This is a genomic window from Simiduia sp. 21SJ11W-1 (assembly GCF_024138675.1).
Classification (GTDB): Bacteria; Pseudomonadota; Gammaproteobacteria; order Pseudomonadales; family Cellvibrionaceae; genus Simiduia.
Window position 1 is genome coordinate 3,460,001 of record NZ_CP090959.1, and the last position, 24,200, is coordinate 3,484,200.

Consider the following 24,200-nt stretch of genomic DNA (forward strand, 5'->3'; position numbering starts at 1 on the left):
ACGCCCTCACGCTTACAGAGGCGGATAAGGCCGCCGTTGCCAGTGTGCCCGCAACTGAATTAGCCGTTGCCCCCGAGCCAGACTGGCAAGAATTTACCGTGCGCAGCGGCGATAACCTGTCGTTGATTTTCCAGCGCGCAGGCCTGAACGACCGGGAAATGTACGAGGTAATTGCCAATAAGGCCGCAGCCGACTCCCTGAAGCGCCTGCACCCGGGCCAGACCTTAGGCTTTCAGCTAGCTCCGGACGGCAAGCTTGCGCGCCTGAAGTACCAAACCAATCGCCTTTCACATGAAATTTACGAGCGCACCGAAGGCGGCTTCAAGCGCGACGAGATCACCCGCACACCCGATTTAATTACTGCGTTTCGCCATGCCGACATCACCAGCTCCCTGTTTTTGGCAGGCCAGTCGGCAGGCATGGAACCCAGCCTGATCATGGAGCTCGCCAACATTTTTGGTTGGGATGTGGATTTCGCACTGGATATTCGCGCGGGCGACAGCTTTAGCCTGGTGTATCAAGAGCGCTACCTGGACGGCGAAAAGCTCGATAACGGGGCCATACTGGCTGCAGAATTTGTTAATCAGGGCAAAAAATTCCGCGCGGTACGCTACACGGACCTCAATGGCAACTCCCACTACTACACCCCAGAGGGTGACAGCATGCGCAAAGAGTTTTTGCGCACGCCGGTGGATTTCGCCCGCATCAGCTCGCACTTTAACCTGAGGCGCAAGCACCCGGTGCTGCACAGCATTCGCGCACATAAAGGTACCGATTATGCAGCCTCGCGCGGCACCCCCATCCGTGCAACCGGCGATGGCAAGGTGATTCACGCTGGCCGCAAGGGCGGCTACGGCAATGCAGTGATCATTCAGCACGGCCAAACCTACCGCACCCTGTATGCCCACATGAGCAAGTTCGCCCGCGGCGTGCGCCATGGTAGCCGGGTAAAACAGGGCCAGATCATCGGTTACGTGGGGTCAACGGGGCTGGCCACCGGGCCACACCTGCACTACGAATTTTACGTAAATGGCGCGGTGCGCAACCCCGTTACCGTACCGCTACCCAAAGCTAACGCGGTTGCCAAGGCAGAAAAAGCGCGCTTCTTCGCACAAACCGCTACCGCCCTAGCCACACTGGAAGACTACCAGCGCAGCTCGCAGCTGGCTCAAGTAAACCAATAGCCCGCAGCGCTGGCCGGGCACCGGCCGGCGCCATCTCACCTTAAGTCAATAGGCCACTTGGCCAGCCCAACTTAGCCCGTCTGGCCAATGAACCCTTGCGCTGCACTGGGCTACACTCCTACCTGCGGCTAACCAAATGTACATAGCCAAGCGGGGCCAGAACTGACAGCCCACCTGCCAAATCAACCACCGAGCAGTGACCCACCAGTCACAAATGTTCAAATAATGTACAGCGGATTTGCGTATAATGCGCGCCCCGCTCACAACCAAGATGGAAATATGTTGCTTTTACTTAAGTCTTTACGTGCATCACTGATTGCAGTATCCGCCTGCTTATTTCTTGCCGCACCTGCTGGCGCACAGTCGCTGGAGAGCATCAACGGTGAGCGCAAGAAAATCAATTCTACCCTCGCCCAGCACGAAGAGCGCCTGCAATACCTGGTAGATCGCATTGAGCGCACCAAAGAAGAGGTGGCAGAGGCACGCACAGAACTGGCCGAGCAAGAAAGCGCACTGGGGGAGGCCATCGCCCAAGCGGAAGCTGATCCTGGCGATGTAAGCGCGCGTTCAGCAACTCTTGCGTCTATCCGCTATAACCGCAGCGAAGCCAAGCTTGAGCGCCTTCAAGATAGGCTCGATAGCGCCGTTGAAGAACAAGCAAGTATTCGCGCGCATCAAGTTGAATTACAGCAAGCGCTGTTGCAGTTGAACGCAGAAGAACAGCGCCTGAAAACAGCCGCCGCTGCGGCCGCAAAAGCTGCCGCCAAGCCCCAGCCTGTAGCCCAACCCAAAGCACCTGCAGCACCGGCGATTACAGTGGCGGCGCCCACAGCGCCCAAGCCCGCGGCCACCTGGCCCAGCACAGAAGATCAAAGCCCTGAGAGCGCAGCATTTGCCAAGCGCACATTGGCGGCTTTGGCAGCCAAGCCTGCAGGCGCGGCCCCAATGCAAAACGTGAAGCTCAACCACAACCGCGGCCGGGGTACCGAAACCTTTACTTACCTCGGTGATGACTTATACCGGGTAAATATGAAACTTGAGGCCGGCATGTGGGGCTTTAAAGTGTATAACCAAACCTTCTGGATGAGCGTGCCTAAGGCCATGGCAGATCAAGACTTTGTGTTGATCTACGATGTAACCGGCAAAGCCAAGCTGCACGTGTTTCCAGCCCGCTTGCTGAACTAAACGCAGGCTCATTAAAAAAGGCGCCAACCAGGCGCCTTTTTTATGCTTATGAACCGCAGCCTTTACAGCGGGCTCGCTTAGATACGCCTCGACTCTGGCGCCGCTGCCCTAAAGTGAAAAACTCGCGCCGCAGCCGCAGGTGCTGGTGGCATTGGGGTTTTGAACCACAAAGCGCGAACCCTGCAGGCCCTCTTCGTAGTCCACTTGCGAGCCCACCAGATAGGGGTAGCTCATGGCGTCTACCACAACCTTGATACCGTCTTTCTCTACAATGGTGTCGTCTTCTGCCAACTGCTCTTCAAAGGCAAAGCCGTACTGAAAGCCCGAGCAGCCACCACCGGTGACATACACGCGCAATTTGAGATCGGGGTTGCCCTCTTCATCAATCAGGCTGGCCACTTTGGCTGCGGCGCTGGCCGTGACATTCAGGGCTTGGGGGATAAATACTTCCGGGGCTGACATAACTTCTCCTGCAATCGCGCCGCCCTTTTGAGCGACGCGCTGCATCATTATCCGGTTAACCCAGTAAATCAGTCAACTATAGCGGCACCCGGCGCCTTCGCGGGCACCTTTTCAGGCTCTGCAGGCTTGCTGGCCTGGGTGCCGTACACCAGGCTGCCGTTGACCTGCGAGCCCTTCACCATTTCAATCATGTGGTAGTGCACATTGCCCTCTACCACGGCTTTTGCCGCAAGCTCTATGTGCTTATCTGAATGTACGTTGCCCTGCACCTGGCCGTTAATCATTACCAGGGGAGCGGTGATGTCGCCTTTCACACGGCCTTTCTCACGCACATTCACTTTGGCATCGCCCTTGCCATCGGCAATGATATTGCCCTCTACTACCCCTTCAATCTCCAAGCTGCCGCTAAAATGTACATCACCAACAATTTTGGTGGCCTTGGAAATCAGCGTGGTTCCGCCAGATAAACTCATAACTCTCTACCTATTTCTGGGTTAGCTCTCTTCAACTAACCATCCAAATTTCTTTTCTACCGTGGCGCCATTAGAGCCACGCGCTTTAGCAACAATTTCAATACGCATGGGCTCAAAACCCACGGGTAAGACAAGCTCGCCTTCAATATTCTGAAAATAGCGAAAACCCAGACGAATATCTGTGGTGCTTACCGCATCAGACACATCCTTAAGCGCCAAACTCATGGGCAGGCCACCCTGGCGCCCAACAATGGTGAAGTTCACATGGCCAGACAACATTTTGTGATTGGTTGCCAGCTGCTGAATTACCAATTTGTAATTGAAACGGCGCTCTTCACCCGTGGAAATCACGTTGAGCGAGCCAATAGTGAGCCCCTGTTTGTCGGCCGAGGGCATCATCAAGCCACGATAGAAGGTGATGTCTTCCTGCAGCTCGGCAATTTCAGCCTTGAGGCGAATCACCTCGTTGCGCACGTCTTCGCTGGCGGCTTTATCTACCTGTGAGCCCAACTTTAGATTGGCCACTTCCTGCCGCAGGGCTTCTGCTTCCGCGCGGCTTTCACTCAAAGCCTGCTCGAACTGGTCGCGCTCACCCAGCGCTTGTGCCTGGTATTTCAACGCCTCACTGGTGCCATACCAGTGAGCGGCATACACAGCCAGTGCCGCGATCAGCAGCGCCAACAGCCGCCGCGACCAACGCAGCCACGGGCGGTAGGGTACTACTTCAAGCCGATACTGCTTGCTGCCTTTGACAGCACTCATGAAATTCTCCTCATGGGTTTACTTATCAAGGAAGTAACGCGGGGCTGTTAAGTCCCAGCGTTTCATCGAATCCGAACATGATATTCATGTTTTGAATAGCCTGCCCGGACGCACCTTTGGTTAGGTTGTCGATTACCGACATCACCACAACGGTATCACGCTGTTGCGGGCGGCATACGGCAATGCGGCACATGTTGGACGATTTCACGCTGCGGGTTTGCGGGTGACTGCCGGCAGGCAATACATCCACAAACGGCTCATTGGCATAGCGCTCTTCGAACAGCGCCTGTAAATCGCCCGCGTTACCACGCAAGGTTGCATAAAGGGTTGCGTGAATACCGCGCACCATTGGCAGCAGGTGCGGTACAAACGTAAGCCCGATGCTGCCACTACCGGCAGGCAACACAGCGCGCAGGCCTTGCTCGATTTCCGGCAGGTGGCGGTGCCCTGCTGCGGCATAGGCTTTAAAACTGTCTGCGGTTTCAGATAACAAATTATCAATACTGGCCTGGCGTCCGGCGCCGCTGGTGCCACTGGCGGCGTTGGCAATCAGCCGCTCGGGTTGCACCAGGTTATTTTCCAACAGCGGAATAAAGCCCAGCTGGGTCGCCGTGGGGTAACAGCCCGGGCAGGCCACCAAATCGGCATCGGCAATGAGGTGGCGATTCACCTCTGGCAGGCCGTATACGGCTTTTTCAATCAGCGACGGGCAACCGTGCGGCTTACCATACCAAGAGGCCCAAAGCTCGGCATCTTTAATTCTAAAATCTGCCGACAGATCCACTACGCGGGTTCCGCGGTTCATCAAATCGGGCATCATGGCCTGCGCCACACCGTGCGGCGTGGCAAAAAACACCACATCACATTCGCCCAGCTGATCGGGATCTGGCACAGAAAACGCGAGGTCGTAATGGCCGCGCAGGTTAGGGAATAATTGTGATACTTGCACGCCTTCTTCAGCGCGCGAGGTAATGGTAGTGACCTTTACCTTTGGGTGGCTGGCCAAAAGGCGCAATAATTCGACGCCCGTGTATCCGGTACCGCCGACAATGCCGACTTTAATCACAATTGCACTCCCCTCGAAAAACTCTAGGCTGAATTACGTATAATAGAGGCAGGCTGCAACAAGCGAAAGTTGCTTTTGCCAAATTCACCCTGCACTGCACATTTCGCGTACAGCCAGCGCATTTGCCCGCATCGGCAGAAATCATCTGCGCACAGTGCATTTTTACGCTGCAAGCCCTAGGCTTTGCATTGCTCAACACTCATCACAATAAGGTAAGCCGCCGCCCCATGCCCGCTAAACCCCTTAAGTACGCCCAGCAGTGGCTGGATAACTTTCGGCTCAGGCTTGCCTATACCGATGCCCTGCCGCAACTGACGCTGTTGGGTTTAATCAGCGGGCTGGCCGCCGCCGGGGTGATTATTTTGTTTCGCCTGGCCATAGATGAGCCGCTCGACTGGCTATTGCCCCATGGCCACGATGACTTTGAATCACTGCCGCGCATCTGGCACTTTGGCCTGCCTTTATTAGGTGGCCTGTTACTCGCACTGTTTTTTCATTGGCTGGAGCCACGCTACCGGGCGGTGGGTGTCACCCATGTGCTCGACCGGCTGCACTCACACCAGGGGCATATGTCGTCGCGCAATATGTGGGCGCAATTTTTTGGCGGCTTGATTTGCCTGGCCAGCGGTCAGTCGGTGGGCCGCGAGGGGCCGGCCGTACACATGGGCGCCGCCAGTGCCAGCATCATCGGGCGCTGGTTTCGGCTGCCCAACAACAGCATGCGCACGCTCGTGGCTTGCGGCGTGGCGGCGGCTATTTCCGCCTCGTTCAACACCCCCATGGCCGGCGTGATTTTCGCCATGGAAGTGGTGCTGATGGAATACACCATTACCGGCTTTTTGCCAGTTATATTGGCTTCTGTATCCGGCGCGATGCTCAGCCAGATTTTTTTCGGCCGTGAAATTGCTTTCGCCGTGCCCAGCATTCACATGAACAGCCTGTGGGAGCTGCCCTACATTGCCTTTGGTGGCCTGGTGATTGCGCTGATTTCTTCGCTGTTTATCCAGCTGGTGGTCAAGCTCGTACCATTGCAGCGCAAGGCCGTGGCCGGGCGCATGATCATGGCGGGGCTGATCACGGGCATTGCAGCCTTTTGGGTGCCAGAAATCATGGGGATTGGTTACGATACCGTCGATCACGCCATGCGTGGCGAGCTCACCGTGCAAGCATTGCTGTTAATTGTTTGCGTAAAGCTCATCATTACCGCCACGGTATTTGGCCTGGGCATCCCCGGCGGCTCTATTGGCCCCACGCTTTTTATGGGCGCCTGTATTGGCGGGCTATTGGGGCTGCTTGCACACCAGGTGGCACCGGAGCTGGCATCGTCGCCGGCGTTTTACGTGCTGCTTGGCATGAGCGGTATGATGGCCGCCGTGCTCAATGCCCCCCTTGCAGCCTTGCTGGCATTGTTGGAGTTAAGTGCCAGCCACACAATTATTTTCCCGGGCATGTTGATGGTGGTTATCGCCTGTATTACCACCCGGGTACTGGTGCGTAACAACGGCTTGTTCCAGGAGATTCTGGCGGCCCAAGGCAAAAAAGCGCGCACCGGCCTGGCCGGCCAGATTCTGGCGCGCGTGGGCATTGAAAGCGTGCTGGAGCGGAACTTTGTCACCTGCGACAGGCGCCAGTTTTACGATGACCTGCGCAAGCTCCTGGCAGCACAGCCCGAGTGGCTACTGGTGGATGAACTGGATGGCAAAAAGTTTTTGGTGCGCCCGGCCGACGTGGCCCAGTATCTGGAAGATGCCCCCATGGAAGAGCTCACCCTCGAACGCGAGGTAGACTTGCTGAAAATTCCCGCCAAGCGATTGGAACTCACACCCATTCACTCGCGCGCCAATTTATTTGAAGCACAAATGCTCCTACAGCAAACCCGCGCCGATGCCCTGTATGTGCAACGCAGCGGAGCGCCGCTGCTGTCGTCGGCTATTGGTATCGTCACGCGCCACGCGATCAACAGCTACTACCAAATTTAACCACCCCTTTAATTTACCTAACTGCCTGAGCGCCCTAGGCGCCGGGCTTGGAGTAACTAGATGCAACACATTGAAATGGCCGAAGGGCTTACATTTTCTCGGCTGATTTATGGCTGGTGGCGGCTCATGGATTGGAACATGAGCACCCGCGACATAAGCGCGCGTATCGACGAGTGCCTGGCATTGGGCATTAGCACCCACGATCACGCCGACATCTACGGTGAGTACCAGTGTGAAGCAGCCTTTGGCGAAGCGCTGAAAGCCACGCCGTCACTGCGCGATAAGCTCCAGCTGGTCACCAAATGCGGGATTCAGCTGGTGAGCCCGCGCCGCCCCATGCACAAGCGCAAAAATTACGACACCGGCTACCAGCACATTGTGGCCAGCGCCGAGCAATCGCTGAAAAGTTTGCACACGGATTACATCGACGTGCTGCTCATTCACAGGCCAGATCCGCTCATGGATGCCGACGAAATGGCGCGCGCATTTACCGATTTGAAAGCCCAGGGCAAGGTGCGCCACTTTGGCGTTTCCAACTTTACCGCCAGCCAGTTTGCGCAACTGCAAAGCCGGCTGAGCGAGCCACTGGTAACCAACCAACTTGAAATTTCGGTGTTGCACCACGCAACCTTTGCAGACGGCAGCCTTGATCAAGCCCAAACATTGCGCCGCCCGCCTATGGCCTGGTCGGCCCTGGCTGGTGGGCGTTTATTCAGCGGCACAGATGCGCGCGCAATCGCAGTGCGCGAATGCCTGCAGCAATTAACTGACAACTATCAATGCAGTGTTGATCAACTGGCTTTAGCTTGGCTGCTTAAACACCCCGCCAACATATTACCCATTGTGGGCAGTGGAGCGAGTGCGCGCGTGCAATCGGCCTGGGCGAGCCTTAACATCGAGCTTAGCCGCGATGATTGGTACACAATCTGGGAGGCCAATGGCGGTGAGCTGCCTTAACCGTGAACGCAACCAATATCCACCTGAATTAAGGAAGCCTTTATGCTTTGGGTTAAAGCCTTTCACCTGATTGCGGTTATTTGCTGGTTTGCGGCACTGTTTTACCTGCCGCGCCTGTTTGTGTATCACGCCATGAGTGAAGACGCCATCAGCCGCGAGCGCTTCATCATCATGGAGCGCAAACTCTACCGCGGTATTGCCACCCCCAGCATGGTGGCCACACTGCTACTCGGGCTTTGGTTGTTGCACTTTAACCCCGCCTATTACATGGCCAGTGGCTGGATGCACGCCAAACTGAGCTTGGTGGCACTGTGCGTGGTGTACCACTTCTATTGCCGACATTTTATGGTGCAACTGCGTGAGAACCGCTGCCAGAAAAGCCACACCTTTTTTCGTATCTTTAACGAACTGCCGGTATTTTTGCTGATACCCATCGTGATTCTTGTGGTGGTGCGGCCGTTTTAGCCCACAAGCCCTGCCACTGGCTTGGCTAGAAGCCCCTCACAAAGGGCGCTGAAATCCGGCAGATCAGCACAGCTGTGTTAGACTCAGGGGTAGGTTTTCTACCCCTGAGTTACGCTTATGGAGTCTGTACAAACCCCGGTTATTCTATCGTTCAGCCCCCACGATCCCACCGGCTGCAGCGGCACCAGCGCCGACACCGAAACCGCCGTGAGCCTGGGCTGCCACGCAGCCACAGTGATTACCGCACTCACCGCCCGCGACACCCGCGAGCTGAAAGACTTGCACCCCGTAGACCCTGCGCTACTTATCGAGCAGGCCCGTGCCCTGCTGGAAGACATGCCCATTGGCGCCGTTAAAATCGGCGAACTGGCCTCGGTGGATCACTGCGAAACCATCCACTCAATATTGCTCGACTACCCGGGCTTACCCGTTGTGCTCGATGCCAGCGCGCAAGCGGCCAGCCTGCACAGGCCCGGTATTATGCAGGCGCTGCAAACCCTGTTATTCCCGCAGGCGCACATCATTACCGCGCACCACCAAGACCTGCAGCACCTGGCACCGGCAGGCGACACCACCGATGCCAAAGTGCAGTTGCTACTCGACAGCGGCTGCCAGGCTTTACTGCTCACCGGTTGCCGCGAAGGCCGCCAAAGCCAGGGCGCCAGGCTCTACCGGGCCCATTGTGACGTGCAACCTTTTGCAAACCCCACAACCAGCGGCCGGCTGGAGGCCATCATGGGCGCCAACACCACTTTAAGCGCGGCGCTGGCAGCCTATTTGGCCCACGGTTGTGCCATGGAGCAGGCCGCCAAGCAGGCCCTGCAATTTACCTGGCAGAGCATCGAGTTCGCCCGGCGCGTTGGCATGGGGAAACTGGTGCCCAACCGCTTGTTCTGGGCCACTCAAGAGGCCTCCCAGCGGCGCTACAAGCACTAGCCCCCAACTGGCCAGCCACGCCATAAATCAGGATAATGCCCCTCTTCTGCCGGCCTTGGCCGGCGGCCCTTGTTTATCACAGACACTTCACAGGAATTTGCATGAGTCGCTCGGAAACCTTGTTTCAACAGGCCCAAAACGTTATCCCCGGCGGCGTTAATTCGCCCGTACGAGCCTTTCGCGCCGTGGGCGGCACGCCGCTATTTTTCGAGCGCGCCGAGGGTGCCTACCTGTTCGACGCAGACCAGCGCCGCTACATTGACTATGTGCAATCCTGGGGCCCGATGATTCTTGGCCACGCCCACCCGCAAGTACTGGATGCCGTGATAGAGCGCGCGCGCGCAGGTTTGAGCTTTGGCGCCCCCACGGGCCTTGAAACCACTCTGGCCGAACAGGTGTGCCAGCTGGTGCCCGGCATGGACATGGTGCGCTTTGTGAACTCCGGCACCGAGGCCACCATGAGCGCCATAAGGCTTGCACGTGGTTTTACCGGGCGCGACAAAATCGTGAAATTCGAAGGCTGCTACCACGGCCACTCAGATTCCCTACTGGTTAAAGCGGGCTCAGGCGCGCTAACCATGGGCGTACCCAGCTCACCGGGCGTACCGGCGGCACTGGCCGATCACACACTCACGCTAACCTACAACGACGCCGAGGGCGTGCGCAAAGTGTTTGCCGACATGGGCGAGCAAATCGCCTGCATCATTGTTGAGCCGGTTGCCGGCAACATGAATTGTGTACCCCCTGTGCCCGGCTTTCTCGAGTGCTTGCGCGAGGTGTGTGACAAAAGCGGCGCGCTATTGATAATGGATGAAGTCATGACCGGTTTTCGCGTGGGGCTCACCGGCGCACAGGGTCACTATGGCGTAACCGGCGATCTGGTGACCCTTGGCAAAGTCATTGGTGGCGGCATGCCCGTGGGCGCGTTTGGTGGCCGGCGCGATGTGATGGAAAAAATTGCGCCGCTGGGCCCTGTGTATCAGGCAGGCACTCTCTCGGGCAACCCGGTGGCAATGGCCGCGGGCCTGAAAAATCTGGAGCTGATTTCTGAGCCCGATTTCTACCTACCACTGATGGCGCGCACCAGGCGTCTGGTGGAAGGCCTGCAAGCGGCAGCCGATGCCGCCGGCATCCCCTTTACTACCAACCACGTAGGCACCATGTTTGGTTTCTTCTTCACAGAGGAGCCACAGGTTAGCAATTTCAGCCAGGTAATGGCCTGCAATAACGAACGCTTCAATCGCTTTTACCACGGCATGCTGGCCGAGGGCATTTACCTGGCACCGGCAAGTTATGAAGCGGGCTTTATGTCTGCCGCGCACACAGATGCCGACATAGATGCCACCCTGGCGGCCGCCGCCAAGGTATTTAAAGACCTGTAACGTGAACCGGCAAGCGCGCTGGCTGGAGTTGGTTCTACTCTTTGCGCTCTTGCCGCTGGCGGGGCTCGTGCTGCAAAATCATTTGCAGCAATGGTTGCTGCCATGCCTGTGTGTGCTTGCCGCGCTGTGCCTGGCACTGATGCTGCGCGATGCGCACTTCAAGCGTTTTCGGTTAGTAAACGGTAAAAATATTCTGCCCGCGCTCTGGCGCCGGCGCTCGGTATTTAGCCTGGGCCTGGCCGCCAGTGCCCTGCTCTATGTCACCGCAAGCGAAAGCCACTGGTTTTACCTGCCCACCCAAGACACCAACAACTGGCTCCTGCTATTGGTGATCTACCCTTTGTTTTCTGTTGTGCCCCAAGAGCTTATTTACCGCACCTTTTTCTTTCACCGCTATAAAAAAATCATTCCCAGGAAGTCCACCCGTGCGTGGCTCTCGGCCTTTGCCTTTGCCTGGGCGCATATTATTTACGGCAACCTTGCAGCCATTGCCCTGGCCTTTGCAGGCGGCCTGTTATTTGCCTTTACCTATGCGAAGTTCCGCTCAACCCTGGCGTGCGTGGTTGAACACAGCCTGTGGGGGCTATGGCTATTCAGTTTTGGACTGGGCGGCTACCTAGACAGCGCGCAACTTTAGGCGGGCTTCACATAGCGCGATGCAATGCCGCACACGCCAAGTGTGCCAAATACAGTGCGGGCGTTAAGTAAAGGAGTAGGAATTAAGTGTAACTGCCAAGGCGCTGAGCGCTACTTGGCGGCAAGGCGTGCAACTAACAGCGCAATAATATCCAGTGCCTTGGGTGAGGCATCAATAATCTGGCAGCCCGCCCAAAAACCGGCAGCGCCATCTTCGCCAGCTTCCGCCGAGCGCACCCACAGGCAATCAACCCCGAGCGCCAGCTCTCCGGTGCTCGCCAAATTTTGCGGCAGCGTCAGGCGCAGCTGGTAGAGCTTATCTTCGGCCAGCTCTACCTTGCCAATCATCATCAAACCTTCGGCATGAATATTCACCAAGCGGCCAAGATGCTCGTCGGTTTGGGCATCCCAAATATCAAGCGGCTCGGCAATGTCGTGCCGCTTGAGCTTGCGCTGGTTACTCGTCATCGGCTTTGCCCTCTGCGGCCTTGGAGTTCAAGCTGTGGAAAATATTTTCCAGTGCTCGCTCAAAGAAAGGCTTGGTGGAGCCGGCAATCACTTTGGCGGTGCCGCCAAGCATTTCACGCGCAAGCTCCAGGCCGGATTTCATGGCGACTTTTTTACCCATTTGATCTACCAGCATATAGTGCAAGGTTTTCGAGTTGTACCAGGCAACCTTCAAGCGTTTGCCCGATTCAAATTCAAACCAGGTGCCGAATTCGATCATCTTCAGGTTGTCTACCATGCGCTCTTCTTCAGGCGTGGGTTTGTCTTTGCCGAAATCTGTGTGGCCTGCCTTTTCTGCTGCCATGGTTTCAAGCTTGTCGCGCATAGGCGCAGGCGCCGGGTCTGCCTTTTTACTTTGCAGGGCAAGTTTTTGCAGTGACACCAAGGCTTCAATGAGTTTTTTGCCTTTGGCCTGGTCATAGCCAATGGTTTCAAAGCCGGTTTCGATGACATCCATCAGGCTATCGTGCAAATCCATTTGGCGGGCGCGATCAGCGCTGCCCTCTTTCGGTTCAATACTCCAGAGAATATCGTCAACCGCCGAGAGCGCACGCGTCCAGCTTTCGGAATCGTCGCCATAGCGCAGCAGCACAAAGGCCAAATAATCAGACCATGGCTGCAGCAGTAGCAACAGCACAGCAGAAGGCAATTCCAGGTTGTCGGTGCGGGTGCGCACCTCCTGGTTCACCCGAATTTTCACCTCACGCAGTTTTTCTTCACCCTGCACCTTTTCCATGGCGCGGCGTTCCATCAACTCCTGACGGCGCGCAATTTTTTTGGTGTAAGAGGAGAACTCAAGCAGGAGCTCGGCAAACAGGCGCACATCGTTTTTAAATTCTTCCAGCACCCGCGATACGATAGATTTGATTTTCGGGTAAATCTCGTACTGGGAAGTGCCGTCGTTCGATACCCACTGGGCACCGGCCTCGGCCAAATTGTTTAACAACAAACGCGCGGGGTGTTCGGTTTCTTCAAAGAAATCTTTGTCGATGAATGCAAGTTTCAAAAACGGCGTGTGCAAATAGCTCAACAAGGCTTTTACGGAATCGGGCAGGTTATCGTCTGAGAGCATGTACTCAAACAACATACCCACCAGATCAATGGTGTGCAGGTCTTCGCCATCTACCGCGCCATCTTCGCTTTGCTCGCGCAGCCTTTGGGTTAGGTCGCGCTCCACCTGCGCAATCATGGCCGGCTGCAACGGCTCTATGGCGCCATCGTCGGTTTGCATAAACTGGCGCGTTACCGCAGTGGCCTGGGTTTGCAGATTTTGCAGCGCGCTCACCAGCTGTTGGTTTGAATAGACCACGGCCTGACGCACGGCGGCACCTTGGGCGGCGGCATCAGAGACCGACTGGGGCACCTGGCCAGGCGCCTGGCCCTGCGGCATGGGTTGTGCGCCGGCCATGGGCGCGCCCGACATTGGCGCGGCACCAGTGGGCGCGCCTGCGTGAACCTGGCCTGCGCCCATTTGCGACTGCAGGCCGCGAATCGCGCCCACTAAGTCTGCCTGATATTGCTGGGTGGGCAGATTGGGGTTGGGGGCTTGCGCCGGGCCGTGTGAAACCGGTGAGGTGAAGCCCGGAATGCGCCCCATGCCAGCCCCTGGCTGACCGGGCATAGCTTGCTGGCCCGGCATGGGCTCTAGCGCACCGCCTTGGGCGATGATTTCATCTTCAATGCCGTCGAAGCCTTCAACGAAATCTACCGGCGCCTCTTGAGCGCCGGCGCCTGCACCCGCGCCTTGGGCGCCGGGCACGTAATTTAAATTGGGCAGAATGCCTGCATCTACGAAGTAGGCGTTAAGCTCGCCCATCAAATCGCCAATGGCGGGCATAAAGTGCTGGTCGAATTGCTTGTAGGCAATGATTTTTGATTTGGTATCCAGCTCTACTTTGCGCAGCGCCTTGCGCATGGACTCACAAAACTGCACGGGCGAAACAGGGTTGGCCTTGTCTTCTACTTTTTCACCGCCGTTTAGCATGGCAAAGCGCTGGTTCAATGCCCATAACGCTTCGGCCACCTGCGCTTCATGCCGGCGGGTGATAGAGGCAATGGCAATGGTTTCTTCAAGGTCGGCGTTATCTACCAGCGAGAGCATGTCGCCGGAGTACTTTTCTTCACCGGTTTCGGTGCTCAGGGTTTTGTTTTTGAATTTGATAAACCCCTCGCCCAGGTAGCCGCAAAAATAGCGCTCCAGCAGCTCTTGGTTTTCGGTAAATTCGCGCAGAGCCTCGTTGGCTTTTGAACGCTCCTGATCGGTTTTGGCCTCGCTCACCTGCTGGCTCATGGCCTCGGCCAGGTACTTGGCAAACACAGCGAACTGGTTGCGACTGGCCTCAACGGTGATTTTCTGGCACGACTTCAGTCGCTCAATTACGCTGGCATCAGCTGAATTTTTCAATGTTTGTGGGCCCGATTTGCTCGTCTTAGGTGCGTTTTTTTGGGTGACATCCATGCGCTTAAAACCCTGATCTTTATTGTAGTCAAGAAATTGCTTTGGCCAAGGAAGGCCAGCACAGGCCCGCGTGGCGAGGGGCTTGTACGGTTGTGCATACTAACACTGGCCGCCCATGCGGGATACGTAGCCAAATGGCCTACTCCCGGGCCAATTGCTCGAGTTCCGCGCGCAACAGCGGGTTGTCGCCCACATAGCGCAACCCCAGGCGGGCAAAATTGCGGGCCTGGGCGCTTACACCCTGCTGGGCGTAGGCCTGGGCAATGAGGTAATAGAGGTTTGCCGAGTAACGATTCAGCCGCAAGCCTCGCTCGGCGGTATCGATGGCAGCCCCATACTGGCCTTCGGCCAACTGCTGGCGGGCCCGGCGCTCAAGCCGGGCGATTGCTTCGTGCTGCTCGCGCGGCACCTCGGCCGAGGGATTCGGCCGGGCCTCGCTCGTGCCTGCACCCTGTACTGTGCCGGGCTCGGCTGTGCCCACATCTGCGGGCAATTGCGGCTCATACCCAGGCGCGGTGTCGGTGCGCGCATCTTCCACCGGCGGCACCGTGGTGGTGGTTGAGGCACACCCCACCAGTAACAACATTCCAGAGAGGCCAAGCCAACGCACTACTGCCATAGGGATTTCCACCAATGTTTTAAGGGGTGCTCAAGGTAGCGGCAAGGTGCCTGGCCCGTGGGCGCCTGGCCCTCGGTAAACGGCAACAGGCGTGCGCCTTCGCAGTTTTCGCCCGAGGCCTGCCCCGTGCGGCTATCTACCCAGTGTAGTTTCACGCCCGGCGGCGCCGGTGCATCCAGGCCGCGGGTATTTAAGCCAGCCATTATACGTGACCAGATAGGCAGCGCACCGGTGGCGCCGGTGAGGGGTGTGGTGCCGTTATCGTCGCGCCCCACCCAGGTCACCGCCAGGTGCTCGCCACTGAAGCCTGCAAACCAGCTGTCGCGCTGATCGTTGGTGGTGCCGGTTTTGCCAGCCACATCCAGAGATTCGGGCAGATAGCGGTAGGCCCCTTTACCTGTGCCTTCGCGCATCACCGCGCGCAGGCCATATTGCAATTGATACACGGCCGCCGCAGGCAGGCGCGCCTCAACCGCCAAGGGGTAGCGGTTGAGTGGCTGCCCCTCTTTGGTAGTCACTGCGGCAATGGCGCGCAGGGGTGAGTAGAAGCCATCGGCGGCAAGGGTGTGGTAGCGCTCGGCAACTTCTATAGGTGCCATGCCCACCGCACCCAGCAACATGGCGGGCACCATAGGTACCTCGCTCTCGGCGCCCAATTGATTAAGGGTATTGGCCACATTGCGCAGGCCCAGCTGCATACCCAAACGCGCAGCCGCCTGGTTGTAAGATTTTGCCAGCGCCTCAAACAAGGGCACCTGGCCGTGGCTTTCGCGGCCGTAATTTTGCGGTGCCCACTCGCCATCTGGGCCAGCTACGCGCACGGGCTCATCGCTTATCAGGGTGGCAAGCTGGTAGTGCGCAGGCTGCATAAGCGCCGTTAGATACACCGCCGGTTTTACCAGCGAACCTATTTGCCGGCGGGCATCCAGCGCGCGGTTAAAGCCTGCCACCGAGGGGTTGCGATCGCCCGCCAGTGCCAGCACCTCACCGCTGCCCACGCGCACCACAAGTGCTGCGCCCTGCAGGCTGCCCTTATCGAGCTTATACCCGGCTTCGGTACTGGCCAGCTGGCCGCTCAGGGTTTGCTCAACGTGTGCCTGCATTTGCAGATCGAGGGTGGTGAAAATATTGAGGCCTTCAGATTGCAGGTCTGCGGCTTGGTAATCGCGGGTGAGCTGGCGCTTAACCAAATCAATAAAGTTGGCGTAGCGGGTAACCGGTTCGCTGTTTTGCGCGGCAATGCGCAGCGGCCGCTGACGGTATTGGTGGTATTGGGGCTCGGTTATAAGCTTGGCATCGCGCATAACCCCCAGCACCAAATCACGCCGGCCCTTGGCGCGCGCAGGCGAGCGCCAGGGGTTGTAGTAAGAGGCACCTTTAACCAAGCCCACCAGCAGCGCCACCTGATCGGGCGAAAGTTCATTGAGCGGGCGCCTGAAATAGTGCTGTGAGGCCAGCGCAAAACCGTGAATGGATTTCGCCCCCTGCTGGCCCAAATACACTTCATTGAGGTAGGTTTCCAGAATTTCGGCCTTGGAGTAATGCACCTCAAGCAACACCGCCATCACCGCCTCTAACCCCTTGCGGGTAAGGCTGCGCTCGGCTGTGAGGTAGAAGTTTTTTACCAGCTGCTGGGTGAGCGTGCTGCCGCCCTGGGTCACGCCACCGGCGCGCACATTGGCCATAAAGGCCCGTGCAATGCCCCGCAAAGACACGCCATGGTGCTCTAGAAAATGCCGGTCTTCCACCGCCAATAGGGTTTCGCCAAGCAAAGGCGGAATATCTGCCAGGCGCACTAACTGCCTGTCTTCCAGGTGCGCGGGGTAGATGCCGCCAATTTGCTCTGGCTCCAGGCGCAGGAAATCTGCATCGCCCGTACCGGGCACGAGCCGTTTAACCACGCCATCACGCAGCTCCATTTGCCATTGTGTGGCCGGGCTTGCGCCATCCCAAAACTGAAAACCGCGGGTGGCAATGGCGTATCGCAGGGCAGCCCCCACACGCTCGCGGCTGAACTGGCCAGGGCCAGACAACTGCATTACCGGCTGGTAGCCCAAGCGTTTTAGCTGCGCCTCCAAGCGCTCTTGAGTGACGGCACTGCCCTGGTAGAGCGCCATCGGCTCTGCGTACACCCTGGCCGGCAGCGCCCACTTTTTACCATCGAACTTGGCGCGCACCTGGTAGTCTATTACCACCAACCCCACCAAGCCCAAAAGGCTTGCAAGCAGCACCAGGCGCACAAACCAGGCTCGCCAGCTAAGGCGGCCCTTGTGCGCGGGTTTACGGGTTCGTTTTTTGGAAGTTGCAGTACGTTTGGCCATGGCGCGCTAGTGTAGCCAGCTGCCCGTAAACTACAACTGCCACATCATCCGGCCTGCGCGAACGGGGGCTTTTAAACACACCTAAAATTAAGTGCAATTTAAGTGTGCCGTTCAGTTGCCCGGGGCCTGCCCCTTCCCTAGAGTAATTCTGGTCACACAAGCTACGCTTGTACCCAATGCACACAACCCGAATAAGCCCGCACCCATGAATATCGACAATGTACATGCTCAAAACACATTAACCGGCACGGCCGCGGAATTGGAGCGGCGCCTTAAAACCCAATACGTAGATCTCGCTCAAGAACGCCTGGGCGGCGAAACCTTAAGCACAAGCGACGACTTTTTTGCCGAAATGGAAAACCTGCTAAAGCCCGGGCGCGGTATTTTTATTGAAGATAAGTACACCGAGCGCGGCAAGTGGATGGACGGCTGGGAAAGCCGGCGCAGCTACGGGCGCGACAACGGCCGCGAGTTCGATTGGTGCGTGATCAAACTCGGTTGTGCCGGCGTAATAAAAGGCATAGATGTAGACACCAACTACTTTCGCGGCAACGCCCCGCAAGCGGTATCCATTGAGGCCTGTTACAGCGTCACCGAGCCCACGGCAACTACCCAATGGCACACACTGCTGGATAAGCACGAGGTGGCCCCGCACGCCCAAAATCTTTTTGCCATTGAAAGCCCAGACACCTGGACCCATGTGCGCCTGAACATTTTCCCAGACGGCGGTGTAGCGCGCCTGCGGGTGTATGGTGATGTGAGCCTTGACTGGTCGCAGTTTCTACCGGGCGAGCCCATAGATTTGGCAGCCATTCAAAACGGCGCCAAGGCGCTGCTGGTGAGTGACATGTTTTTCAGCGATAAAAATAACCTGATAATGCCAGGGCGTGGTAAAAACATGGGCGATGGCTGGGAAACAAAGCGCCGACGCGACCACGGGCCCGATTGGTCGATTGTGAAACTCGCCTGCCCAGGCCGGGTGCAAAAGCTGATCATCGACACCTGCCACTTCAAAGGCAACTACCCAGACACCTGCACCCTGGAAGGCATTAACACCCAAAGCGACGACTTCACAGGCGAAGGCCAACAGGGCTGGCAAACCCTGCTGCCCAAAACCAAACTCTACCCACACCGCGAACACCTGTTTATAGAAGAACTGCAACACACAGACACAGCATTCACCCATGTGCGCCTGTCCATTTACCCCGACGGCGGCATCTCGCGCATGCGCGTGATTGGCCAACCGGCAAAGGCCTAGGCACCATGCTTACCCTTAATCCACAACAGCTAACCACAAAAGCCTTCGCCCCCTTTGGCGATGTGATTGAAGCCGGCCCCGGCGCCACACAGTTCACCATTAACGATGGCTACACCCAGCGCTTTCACGATCTGGCCAACATTGATGTGGCCGAACAAAACGGCCGCCCACTGGTGAGTATTTTTCGAAGCCAGCCCCTGCCCTTGCCACTCCAACTGAACAAACTGGAGCGCCACCCGCTGGCAAGCCAAGCGTTTATGCCCCTGTCAGGCGAACCCTATTTGGTGGTGGTGGCACCGGCAGGCGATTTGGACCCAAAGGCGATCAAAGCCTTCATTGCCGAACCCCACCAAGGGGTGAACTATCACCGCGGCACTTGGCACCACTTTTGTTTAGCGCTTCACAAGCCCTGTGATTTTTTGGTGATTGATCGAGGCGGAGATGGAGACAATTGTGATGAGGCAGAGTTAACTGGCGGGGTTTCGATTGCGCTGGGTTAGCCGGTTTTGATTTGGAACATATGGGCGTTAATGCGGGTTTAGATGTCTTGATGCTTATCTGACCCCAGCTATCTCCAAACAAAAAAGCCACCCAATGGGTGGCTTTTTTGTTACTAGATGGTGGGCCTTCCGGGACTCGAACCCAGGACCTGCCGATTATGAGTCGGATGCTCTAACCAACTGAGCTAAAGGCCCAAAAACTTGGCCTTTTACATTGTGCCTGCGTCGCGTGCTCGATTCGGGCGGTCACATACTTTATGTATGCTCCCTTCCTCATCTCCGCGGCTCCTAAGCACAACGCAAAATTCCGGCGTTTTTGCTTGCAGATTTTTGCATTGTCGGTACCCGCGCTCGGCGCAGTCAGTCACATACTTTATGTATGCTCCTTCCATTACCTGCGCGGCTCTTGGCCTGCCAACAAAAACTCTGCGTTTTGCTCACCGATTTTTAACGCCGTGGTGACGGCGCCTGTGATCCTAATCCTTTGAGCGACTTGGAAAAACAGAGGCGCATTATAATGCGCCTCTTGGGTCATGCAATAGTAAATATTACTCGTCCAGGAAGCTGCGCAAATGATCGGAGCGCGAGGGGTGGCGCAATTTTCGCAGGGCCTTGGCTTCAATCTGGCGAATACGCTCACGGGTTACATCGAACTGCTTGCCCACTTCTTCAAGGGTGTGGTCGGTATTCATATCAATACCAAAGCGCATGCGCAGTACTTTTGCTTCGCGGGCAGTAAGGCCGGATAACACATCGCGGGTGGCCTCTATCAGGCCTTCAACGGTGGCGGAATCCACGGGTGAGGTGATGGTGTTATCTTCAATGAAATCGCCCAGGTGCGAATCTTCGTCATCGCCGATGGGGGTTTCCATTGAAATAGGCTCTTTGGCGATTTTCAGCACCTTGCGCACTTTATCTTCCGGCATGTCCATGCGCTCGCCCAGTTCTTCAGGCGTGGGCTCGCGTCCCATTTCCTGTAGCATCTGGCGGCTCACACGATTGAGCTTGTTGATGGTCTCTATCATGTGCACCGGAATACGAATGGTGCGCGCCTGATCGGCAATGGAGCGGGTAATGGCCTGGCGAATCCACCAGGTGGCATAGGTGGAGAACTTGTAACCGCGGCGGTATTCAAATTTATCAACCGCTTTCATCAAACCGATGTTGCCTTCCTGAATGAGATCGAGGAACTGCAAACCGCGGTTGGTGTATTTTTTCGCAATAGAAATTACCAAGCGCAGGTTGGCCTCAACCATTTCTTTCTTGGCGCGGCGGGCACGGGCTTCGCCGATCGACATGCGACGGTTAATTTCTTTGATAGAGGCCAAATCCAGATCGGCTTCCTGCTCGATTTGCTGGAGCTTGCGCTGGCTGCGCACAATTTCAGGCTCTATAGCCTTGAGCGCTTCGGCATAGTCGCGCTTTTTGGCGATGATATCGGCCACCCAGGAATCGTTGGTTTCCTGGCCGGGGAACTCTTTGATAAAGGTTTTGCGTGGCATGCCGGCGGTGCGCACGCACAGGCTCATGATGGCGCGCTCTTCGGCACGCACGCGATCCAACATGCCGCGCACGCGGGTGTAGAGCGGATCAAACTGGCGCGGAGGCAGCTTGAAGAATTTGAAAATGTCGCCCACTTCATTGATGAGCTTATCGGTGGTTTTGTGGCTACGGCCGTTTTTGGCCACCGCTTTTTCGTATTTGATAAGCGCCGCACGCAGGGCTTCAAAACGCTCGCGCGCCTCTTCCGGGTCTACGCCGCCATCGTTGCTGTCGTCATCGGATGATGAGTCGTCGTCATCGTCGTCATCGTCTTCGTTTTCAGCGGCTGCATTGGCGGCATCTTCACGCATCTGCGCCTGCTCGGCGGCGGTGGGCACTTCGTCGGCAGGGTCTAACCAGCCGGCGATCACATCCACCATGCGGCGCTCTTCTTTGGCGATGAGGTCGTATTCGTCAATCAACTGCTTAACCGCGCCCGGCCAGTAGGCCAGCGAGTGCATCAGTTCGCGAATGCCCTCTTCAATGCGCTTGGCGATGGCAATTTCGCCTTCACGGGTTAACAGCTCAACGGTGCCCATTTCACGCATGTACATGCGCACGGGGTCGGTAGTGCGGCCCGCCTCGGTTTCTACGGCGGCAAGCGCTGCGGCAGCTTCAGCCGCGGCAATCTCATCGGCGGCGTTGTCGCCATCGGTCATCAACAGGGTATCTGCATCGGGTGCGGTTTCGAACACCTTGATACCCATGTCGTTGATCATCTGGATGATGTCTTCAACCTGATCCGGATCAGAAATATCCTCTGGTAAGTGGTCATTCACTTCGGAATAGGTGAGGTAACCCTGTTCCTTACCGCGAGCAATCAACTCTTTAATTCGTGATTGCTGCTGCTTGCCAATATCAACCATTCTGAACCCTGTGTATTACCAGATGAGGTGGGGGGACGCAAAAGCCGCGCATTATAACGCTATATGGGGCCAAACGGCCAGATTCCAACCGCGCAGGCGGCCCGTAAATCAGGCTTTTTTCGCCAGTATTTCGCGCAATTGCTCACGTTCTTCGGCGCTGAGTGCCTTAATGCCCTGCTGCTTGGCCTTTTCGATCAGCGGCAGGCTCTCTTGTTGGGCCAGCCGCTCGCGCAGCGCTTTAAAAATATCGCTCAATTCCTGCGCTCTCAGCAGCGGGGTTTGATCGTCTGCCGCCACGCTGGTGAACAGGTGCATGCCCGCCAGCTGGCCCAGGCGCGCCTCGGCCTCGGGGCCGTGGGTGCCACGCCAATGGCCCAATACCTGGCCGATAGACACCGACGGACGCGCCGCCAGAAAATTCACCAACTCCTGCAACAACGGCAGGTCGGGATCATTGAGCGCCGCCAGGGCAGCAAGTTCCTCTGCCGCCTGGGCAACCAGCTCAGTGTGGTAGAGCAATAGCGCCGCCGCCAGCCGGGCGGGGGTAAAACCCACGGTTTTTGCCGAGCGCTGCGCAAACAACTGCGGCTGACGAGGGCGCGCACCTTCGGCGGCGCTGAACCCGTCGTCGTAGCCCGGCGGCGGGCTGTTGTCATCGCCACCCGGGTAGGCATCGTATTCGGCGGGCACATAATCGTCGTAGCCGGGCGGGCCATCGGCAGGCGGTGCGTCTGGAGCGTATTCGTAACCCGCCACGGGCGCGGCCTCGGCGGGCGCACTGGGCGCGGCGGGTGGGCGCTCGGGCGCGGGTTCCGGCGGGCGTTCGGCCAACTCCATGAGCATGGCGCGATCAAGGCCCGTGCGCTTGGCCAACTGCTGAAACATCAACTCGCGGTAAACGCCTTTGGGCAGCTGGTAAATCAAGGGCGCAGCCAATTTGCTCAGGCGCGCACGGTGTTCCAGCCGCTTTAAATCCAAACCGTCAGATACCGCATCAAAGAGGTAATCTTCCAGCGAGATGGCCCGCTCATTGATGAGCGTTTCAAATTTCTCCGGGCCGATCTGGCGCACCAGGGTGTCTGGATCTTCGCCATCGGGCAAAAACAAAAAACGCACCGTGCGCCCGTCTTGCATTACCGGCAGTGCCACTTCCAGGGCGCGGCGCGCAGCCCTTCGGCCAGCGCTGTCGCCATCGAAACAAAACACCACTTCGCTCGTGTATTTGAACGCCAGCTGCAAGTGATCTTCACCGCTGGCGGTGCCGAGGGTGGCCACGCCGTAGCGCAGGCCAAACTGGGCCAGCGCCACCACATCCATGTAGCCTTCAACCACCAGCAAACGCGGGATTTCCTTGTAGGCCTGGCGCGCCTCATACAGGCCGTAGAGCTCTTTGCCCTTGTGAAACACCGGAGTTTCCGGCGAGTTCAAATACTTGGGCTTGCTATCATCGAGCACCCGCCCGCCAAAGCCGATCACCCGCCCGCGAATGTCGCGAATGGGGAACATCACCCGCTCGCGAAAGCGGTCGTAAAGTTTGTTGTCACGCTCGCTGGCAATCACCATGCCCGCCTCGGCGAGCAGTTTTTTATCTTCCCCGGTTTCACCAAGCGCGGTAAGCAGATTATCCCACCCGGGCGGCGCATAGCCGATGCCAAAGTGCTTCACTACCTCGCCCGACAAACCGCGGCCTTTGAGGTAGTTCACCGCGCGCTGGCGATTGGCGTGGCTTTTAAGCTGCACCTCAAAGTGCTCGGCGGATTTTTCCAGCAGTGTGTAGAGGCTCTTGCGGGTTTGTGCCTGCTTTTGTTGCGCGGGGCTGCGCTGTTCGCGCGGCACCTCAAGGCCCGCCAAATGCGCCAGCGACTCCACCGCATCGGGGAAATCCAGGCGCTCGTAATCCATCAAAAAGCCCACGGCGTTGCCGCTGGCACCACAGCCAAAGCAATAGAAAAACTGCTTGTCTTGGCTAACGGTAAAAGACGGGGTTTTTTCGTCGTGGAAGGGGCAACAGGCGCTGTAATTCTTGCCGGTTTTTTTGAGGTTTACGCGGCTGTCGATCAGGCTGACGATGTCGATGCGATCGAGCAGGTCATCAACAAAATCTTGGGGAATCAAGCCAGCCATGGGCGCCTAGTTACCTGTGAGTAAGGCTTGGGAGTGTAACCAGCTCGCGCCCGCAGGCCAACAAGGTTAACCGAGCTTTGCCTTTAGCAGCTTGCTGACATCACCCATGTCGGCGCGGCCTGCCACCTGGGGCTTAATCAGGCCCATGGCTTTGCCCATATCGCGCATGGATTCGGCGCCACTGTCGGCGATGGCCTTATCAACAATGAGCCCCAGCTCTGCATCGGTGAGCTGGGCGGGCAGAAAGCCCTGGATCACGCCCATTTCAAAGCGCTCAACGGCGGCCAGATCTTCACGCCCGGCACCTTCGTACTGGCTTCGGCTGTCGCGGCGCTGTTTCAGCATTTTATCGAGCACGGCCAGGGCCCGCTCGTCGTCTACCTCTATGCGCTCGTCTACCTCAATGCGCTTGAATTCCGCCTGAATCAGGCGAATAGCACCAAGGCGCTCTTTTTCCCGGGCGCGCATGGCATCTTTCATGGCGTCGCTAATGCGGGTTCTAAGCTCGGTAGACATGG

General features: G+C 57.3%; 21 protein-coding genes and 1 tRNA gene (1 of these 22 cut by a window edge). 10 read left to right on the top strand and 12 right to left on the bottom strand.

Annotation, left to right across the window (positions count from 1 at the left end):
- Together L1F30_RS15165 and L1F30_RS15170 are read left to right on the top strand one after the other, a co-directional pair.
- Positions 1-1,184 carry the 3' portion of an OapA family protein gene (locus L1F30_RS15165; protein ID WP_253357417.1) on the top strand. The gene continues 190 nt to the left of window position 1, outside the view, so 1,184 of the gene's 1,374 nt are visible here — the last part of the coding sequence; its start codon lies off the left edge, out of view; it ends in the stop codon at positions 1,182-1,184.
- Between the two features lie 279 nt (positions 1,185-1,463).
- Complete coding sequence (locus L1F30_RS15170; RefSeq protein WP_253357419.1) at positions 1,464-2,369, top strand: hypothetical protein; 906 nt, start codon at positions 1,464-1,466, stop codon at positions 2,367-2,369.
- A gap of 108 nt (positions 2,370-2,477) precedes the next feature.
- Here the strand turns inward: L1F30_RS15170 and erpA are convergent, their stop codons facing one another.
- From erpA to argC, 4 genes are all read right to left on the bottom strand, one after another.
- Positions 2,478-2,831, bottom strand: coding sequence for an iron-sulfur cluster insertion protein ErpA (gene erpA / locus L1F30_RS15175; protein WP_253357421.1), 354 nt, complete (start codon positions 2,829-2,831; stop codon positions 2,478-2,480).
- A 68-nt stretch (positions 2,832-2,899) separates the two neighbouring features.
- The gene (locus tag L1F30_RS15180) at positions 2,900-3,304 is read right to left on the bottom strand and encodes a polymer-forming cytoskeletal protein (RefSeq protein WP_253357423.1); all 405 of its coding nucleotides are present in this window, start codon (positions 3,302-3,304) and stop codon (positions 2,900-2,902) included.
- Between the two features lie 21 nt (positions 3,305-3,325).
- Positions 3,326-4,066 (bottom strand): DUF6776 family protein, encoded by a 741-nt coding sequence (locus L1F30_RS15185; protein WP_253357425.1) that lies wholly within the window; start codon positions 4,064-4,066, stop codon positions 3,326-3,328.
- A gap of 25 nt (positions 4,067-4,091) precedes the next feature.
- On the bottom strand, positions 4,092-5,132 hold the full coding sequence (argC, locus tag L1F30_RS15190) for an N-acetyl-gamma-glutamyl-phosphate reductase (RefSeq protein WP_253357427.1): 1,041 nt from the start codon (positions 5,130-5,132) through the stop codon (positions 4,092-4,094).
- 227 nt (positions 5,133-5,359) lie between these two features.
- Here argC and L1F30_RS15195 point away from each other — a divergent pair, with 227 nt between their 5' ends.
- The 6 genes from L1F30_RS15195 to L1F30_RS15220 all read left to right on the top strand — a co-directional run bounded on the left by L1F30_RS15195 (position 5,360) and on the right by L1F30_RS15220 (position 11,488).
- Positions 5,360-7,111: a chloride channel protein gene (locus L1F30_RS15195; protein WP_253357429.1), complete on the top strand. Its 1,752-nt coding sequence runs from the start codon at positions 5,360-5,362 to the stop codon at positions 7,109-7,111.
- A 60-nt stretch (positions 7,112-7,171) separates the two neighbouring features.
- Complete coding sequence (locus tag L1F30_RS15200) at positions 7,172-8,068, top strand: aldo/keto reductase family oxidoreductase (RefSeq protein ID WP_253357431.1); 897 nt, start codon at positions 7,172-7,174, stop codon at positions 8,066-8,068.
- A 42-nt stretch (positions 8,069-8,110) separates the two neighbouring features.
- Positions 8,111-8,533, top strand: coding sequence for a protoporphyrinogen oxidase HemJ (gene hemJ / locus L1F30_RS15205; RefSeq protein WP_253357433.1), 423 nt, complete (start codon positions 8,111-8,113; stop codon positions 8,531-8,533).
- Positions 8,534-8,650: 117 nt separating this feature from the next.
- A complete protein-coding gene (locus tag L1F30_RS15210; RefSeq protein WP_253357435.1) occupies positions 8,651-9,469 on the top strand; it encodes a bifunctional hydroxymethylpyrimidine kinase/phosphomethylpyrimidine kinase in 819 nt (272 codons plus the stop codon).
- Between the two features lie 101 nt (positions 9,470-9,570).
- Positions 9,571-10,851 carry a glutamate-1-semialdehyde 2,1-aminomutase gene (hemL, locus tag L1F30_RS15215; protein ID WP_253357437.1) on the top strand — a complete coding sequence of 427 codons (1,281 nt, stop codon included), beginning with the start codon at positions 9,571-9,573 and terminating at the stop codon, positions 10,849-10,851.
- 1 nt (position 10,852) lies between these two features.
- Positions 10,853-11,488, top strand: a complete 636-nt coding sequence (locus tag L1F30_RS15220) for a CPBP family intramembrane glutamic endopeptidase (protein ID WP_253357446.1) — start codon at positions 10,853-10,855, stop codon at positions 11,486-11,488.
- A gap of 110 nt (positions 11,489-11,598) precedes the next feature.
- On the opposite strand, the gene L1F30_RS15225 is transcribed toward L1F30_RS15220, so the two are convergent.
- From L1F30_RS15225 to mrcB, 4 genes are all read right to left on the bottom strand, one after another.
- On the bottom strand, positions 11,599-11,955 hold the full coding sequence (locus L1F30_RS15225; RefSeq protein ID WP_253357448.1) for a PilZ domain-containing protein: 357 nt from the start codon (positions 11,953-11,955) through the stop codon (positions 11,599-11,601).
- Positions 11,945-14,452: a DUF1631 family protein gene (locus L1F30_RS15230; protein ID WP_371922637.1), complete on the bottom strand. Its 2,508-nt coding sequence runs from the start codon at positions 14,450-14,452 to the stop codon at positions 11,945-11,947. Before L1F30_RS15230 ends, L1F30_RS15225 begins: the two co-directional genes overlap by 11 nt.
- A gap of 139 nt (positions 14,453-14,591) precedes the next feature.
- Positions 14,592-15,071: a tetratricopeptide repeat protein gene (locus L1F30_RS15235; protein WP_253357452.1), complete on the bottom strand. Its 480-nt coding sequence runs from the start codon at positions 15,069-15,071 to the stop codon at positions 14,592-14,594.
- Positions 15,062-17,392, bottom strand: a complete 2,331-nt coding sequence (gene mrcB, locus L1F30_RS15240) for a penicillin-binding protein 1B (protein WP_253357454.1) — start codon at positions 17,390-17,392, stop codon at positions 15,062-15,064. Before mrcB ends, L1F30_RS15235 begins: the two co-directional genes overlap by 10 nt.
- 205 nt (positions 17,393-17,597) lie before the next feature.
- On the opposite strand from mrcB, the gene alc reads away from it, so the two are divergent.
- Together alc and L1F30_RS15250 are read left to right on the top strand one after the other, a co-directional pair.
- Positions 17,598-18,650, top strand: coding sequence for an allantoicase (alc, locus tag L1F30_RS15245; RefSeq protein ID WP_253357456.1), 1,053 nt, complete (start codon positions 17,598-17,600; stop codon positions 18,648-18,650).
- Between the two features lie 5 nt (positions 18,651-18,655).
- Complete coding sequence (locus L1F30_RS15250; protein WP_253357458.1) at positions 18,656-19,150, top strand: ureidoglycolate lyase; 495 nt, start codon at positions 18,656-18,658, stop codon at positions 19,148-19,150.
- Positions 19,151-19,268: 118 nt separating this feature from the next.
- Here L1F30_RS15250 and L1F30_RS15255 read toward each other — a convergent pair.
- The 4 genes from L1F30_RS15255 to L1F30_RS15270 all read right to left on the bottom strand — a co-directional run bounded on the left by L1F30_RS15255 (position 19,269) and on the right by L1F30_RS15270 (position 24,198).
- Positions 19,269-19,345: transfer RNA gene (locus tag L1F30_RS15255), tRNA-Ile, on the bottom strand.
- Between the two features lie 353 nt (positions 19,346-19,698).
- Complete coding sequence (gene rpoD / locus L1F30_RS15260; protein ID WP_253357460.1) at positions 19,699-21,558, bottom strand: RNA polymerase sigma factor RpoD; 1,860 nt, start codon at positions 21,556-21,558, stop codon at positions 19,699-19,701.
- A 108-nt stretch (positions 21,559-21,666) separates the two neighbouring features.
- Positions 21,667-23,682, bottom strand: a complete 2,016-nt coding sequence (gene dnaG, locus L1F30_RS15265; RefSeq protein WP_253357462.1) for a DNA primase — start codon at positions 23,680-23,682, stop codon at positions 21,667-21,669.
- 66 nt (positions 23,683-23,748) lie between these two features.
- On the bottom strand, positions 23,749-24,198 hold the full coding sequence (locus L1F30_RS15270; protein WP_253357464.1) for a GatB/YqeY domain-containing protein: 450 nt from the start codon (positions 24,196-24,198) through the stop codon (positions 23,749-23,751).
- Positions 24,199-24,200: the final 2 nt, after the last annotated feature.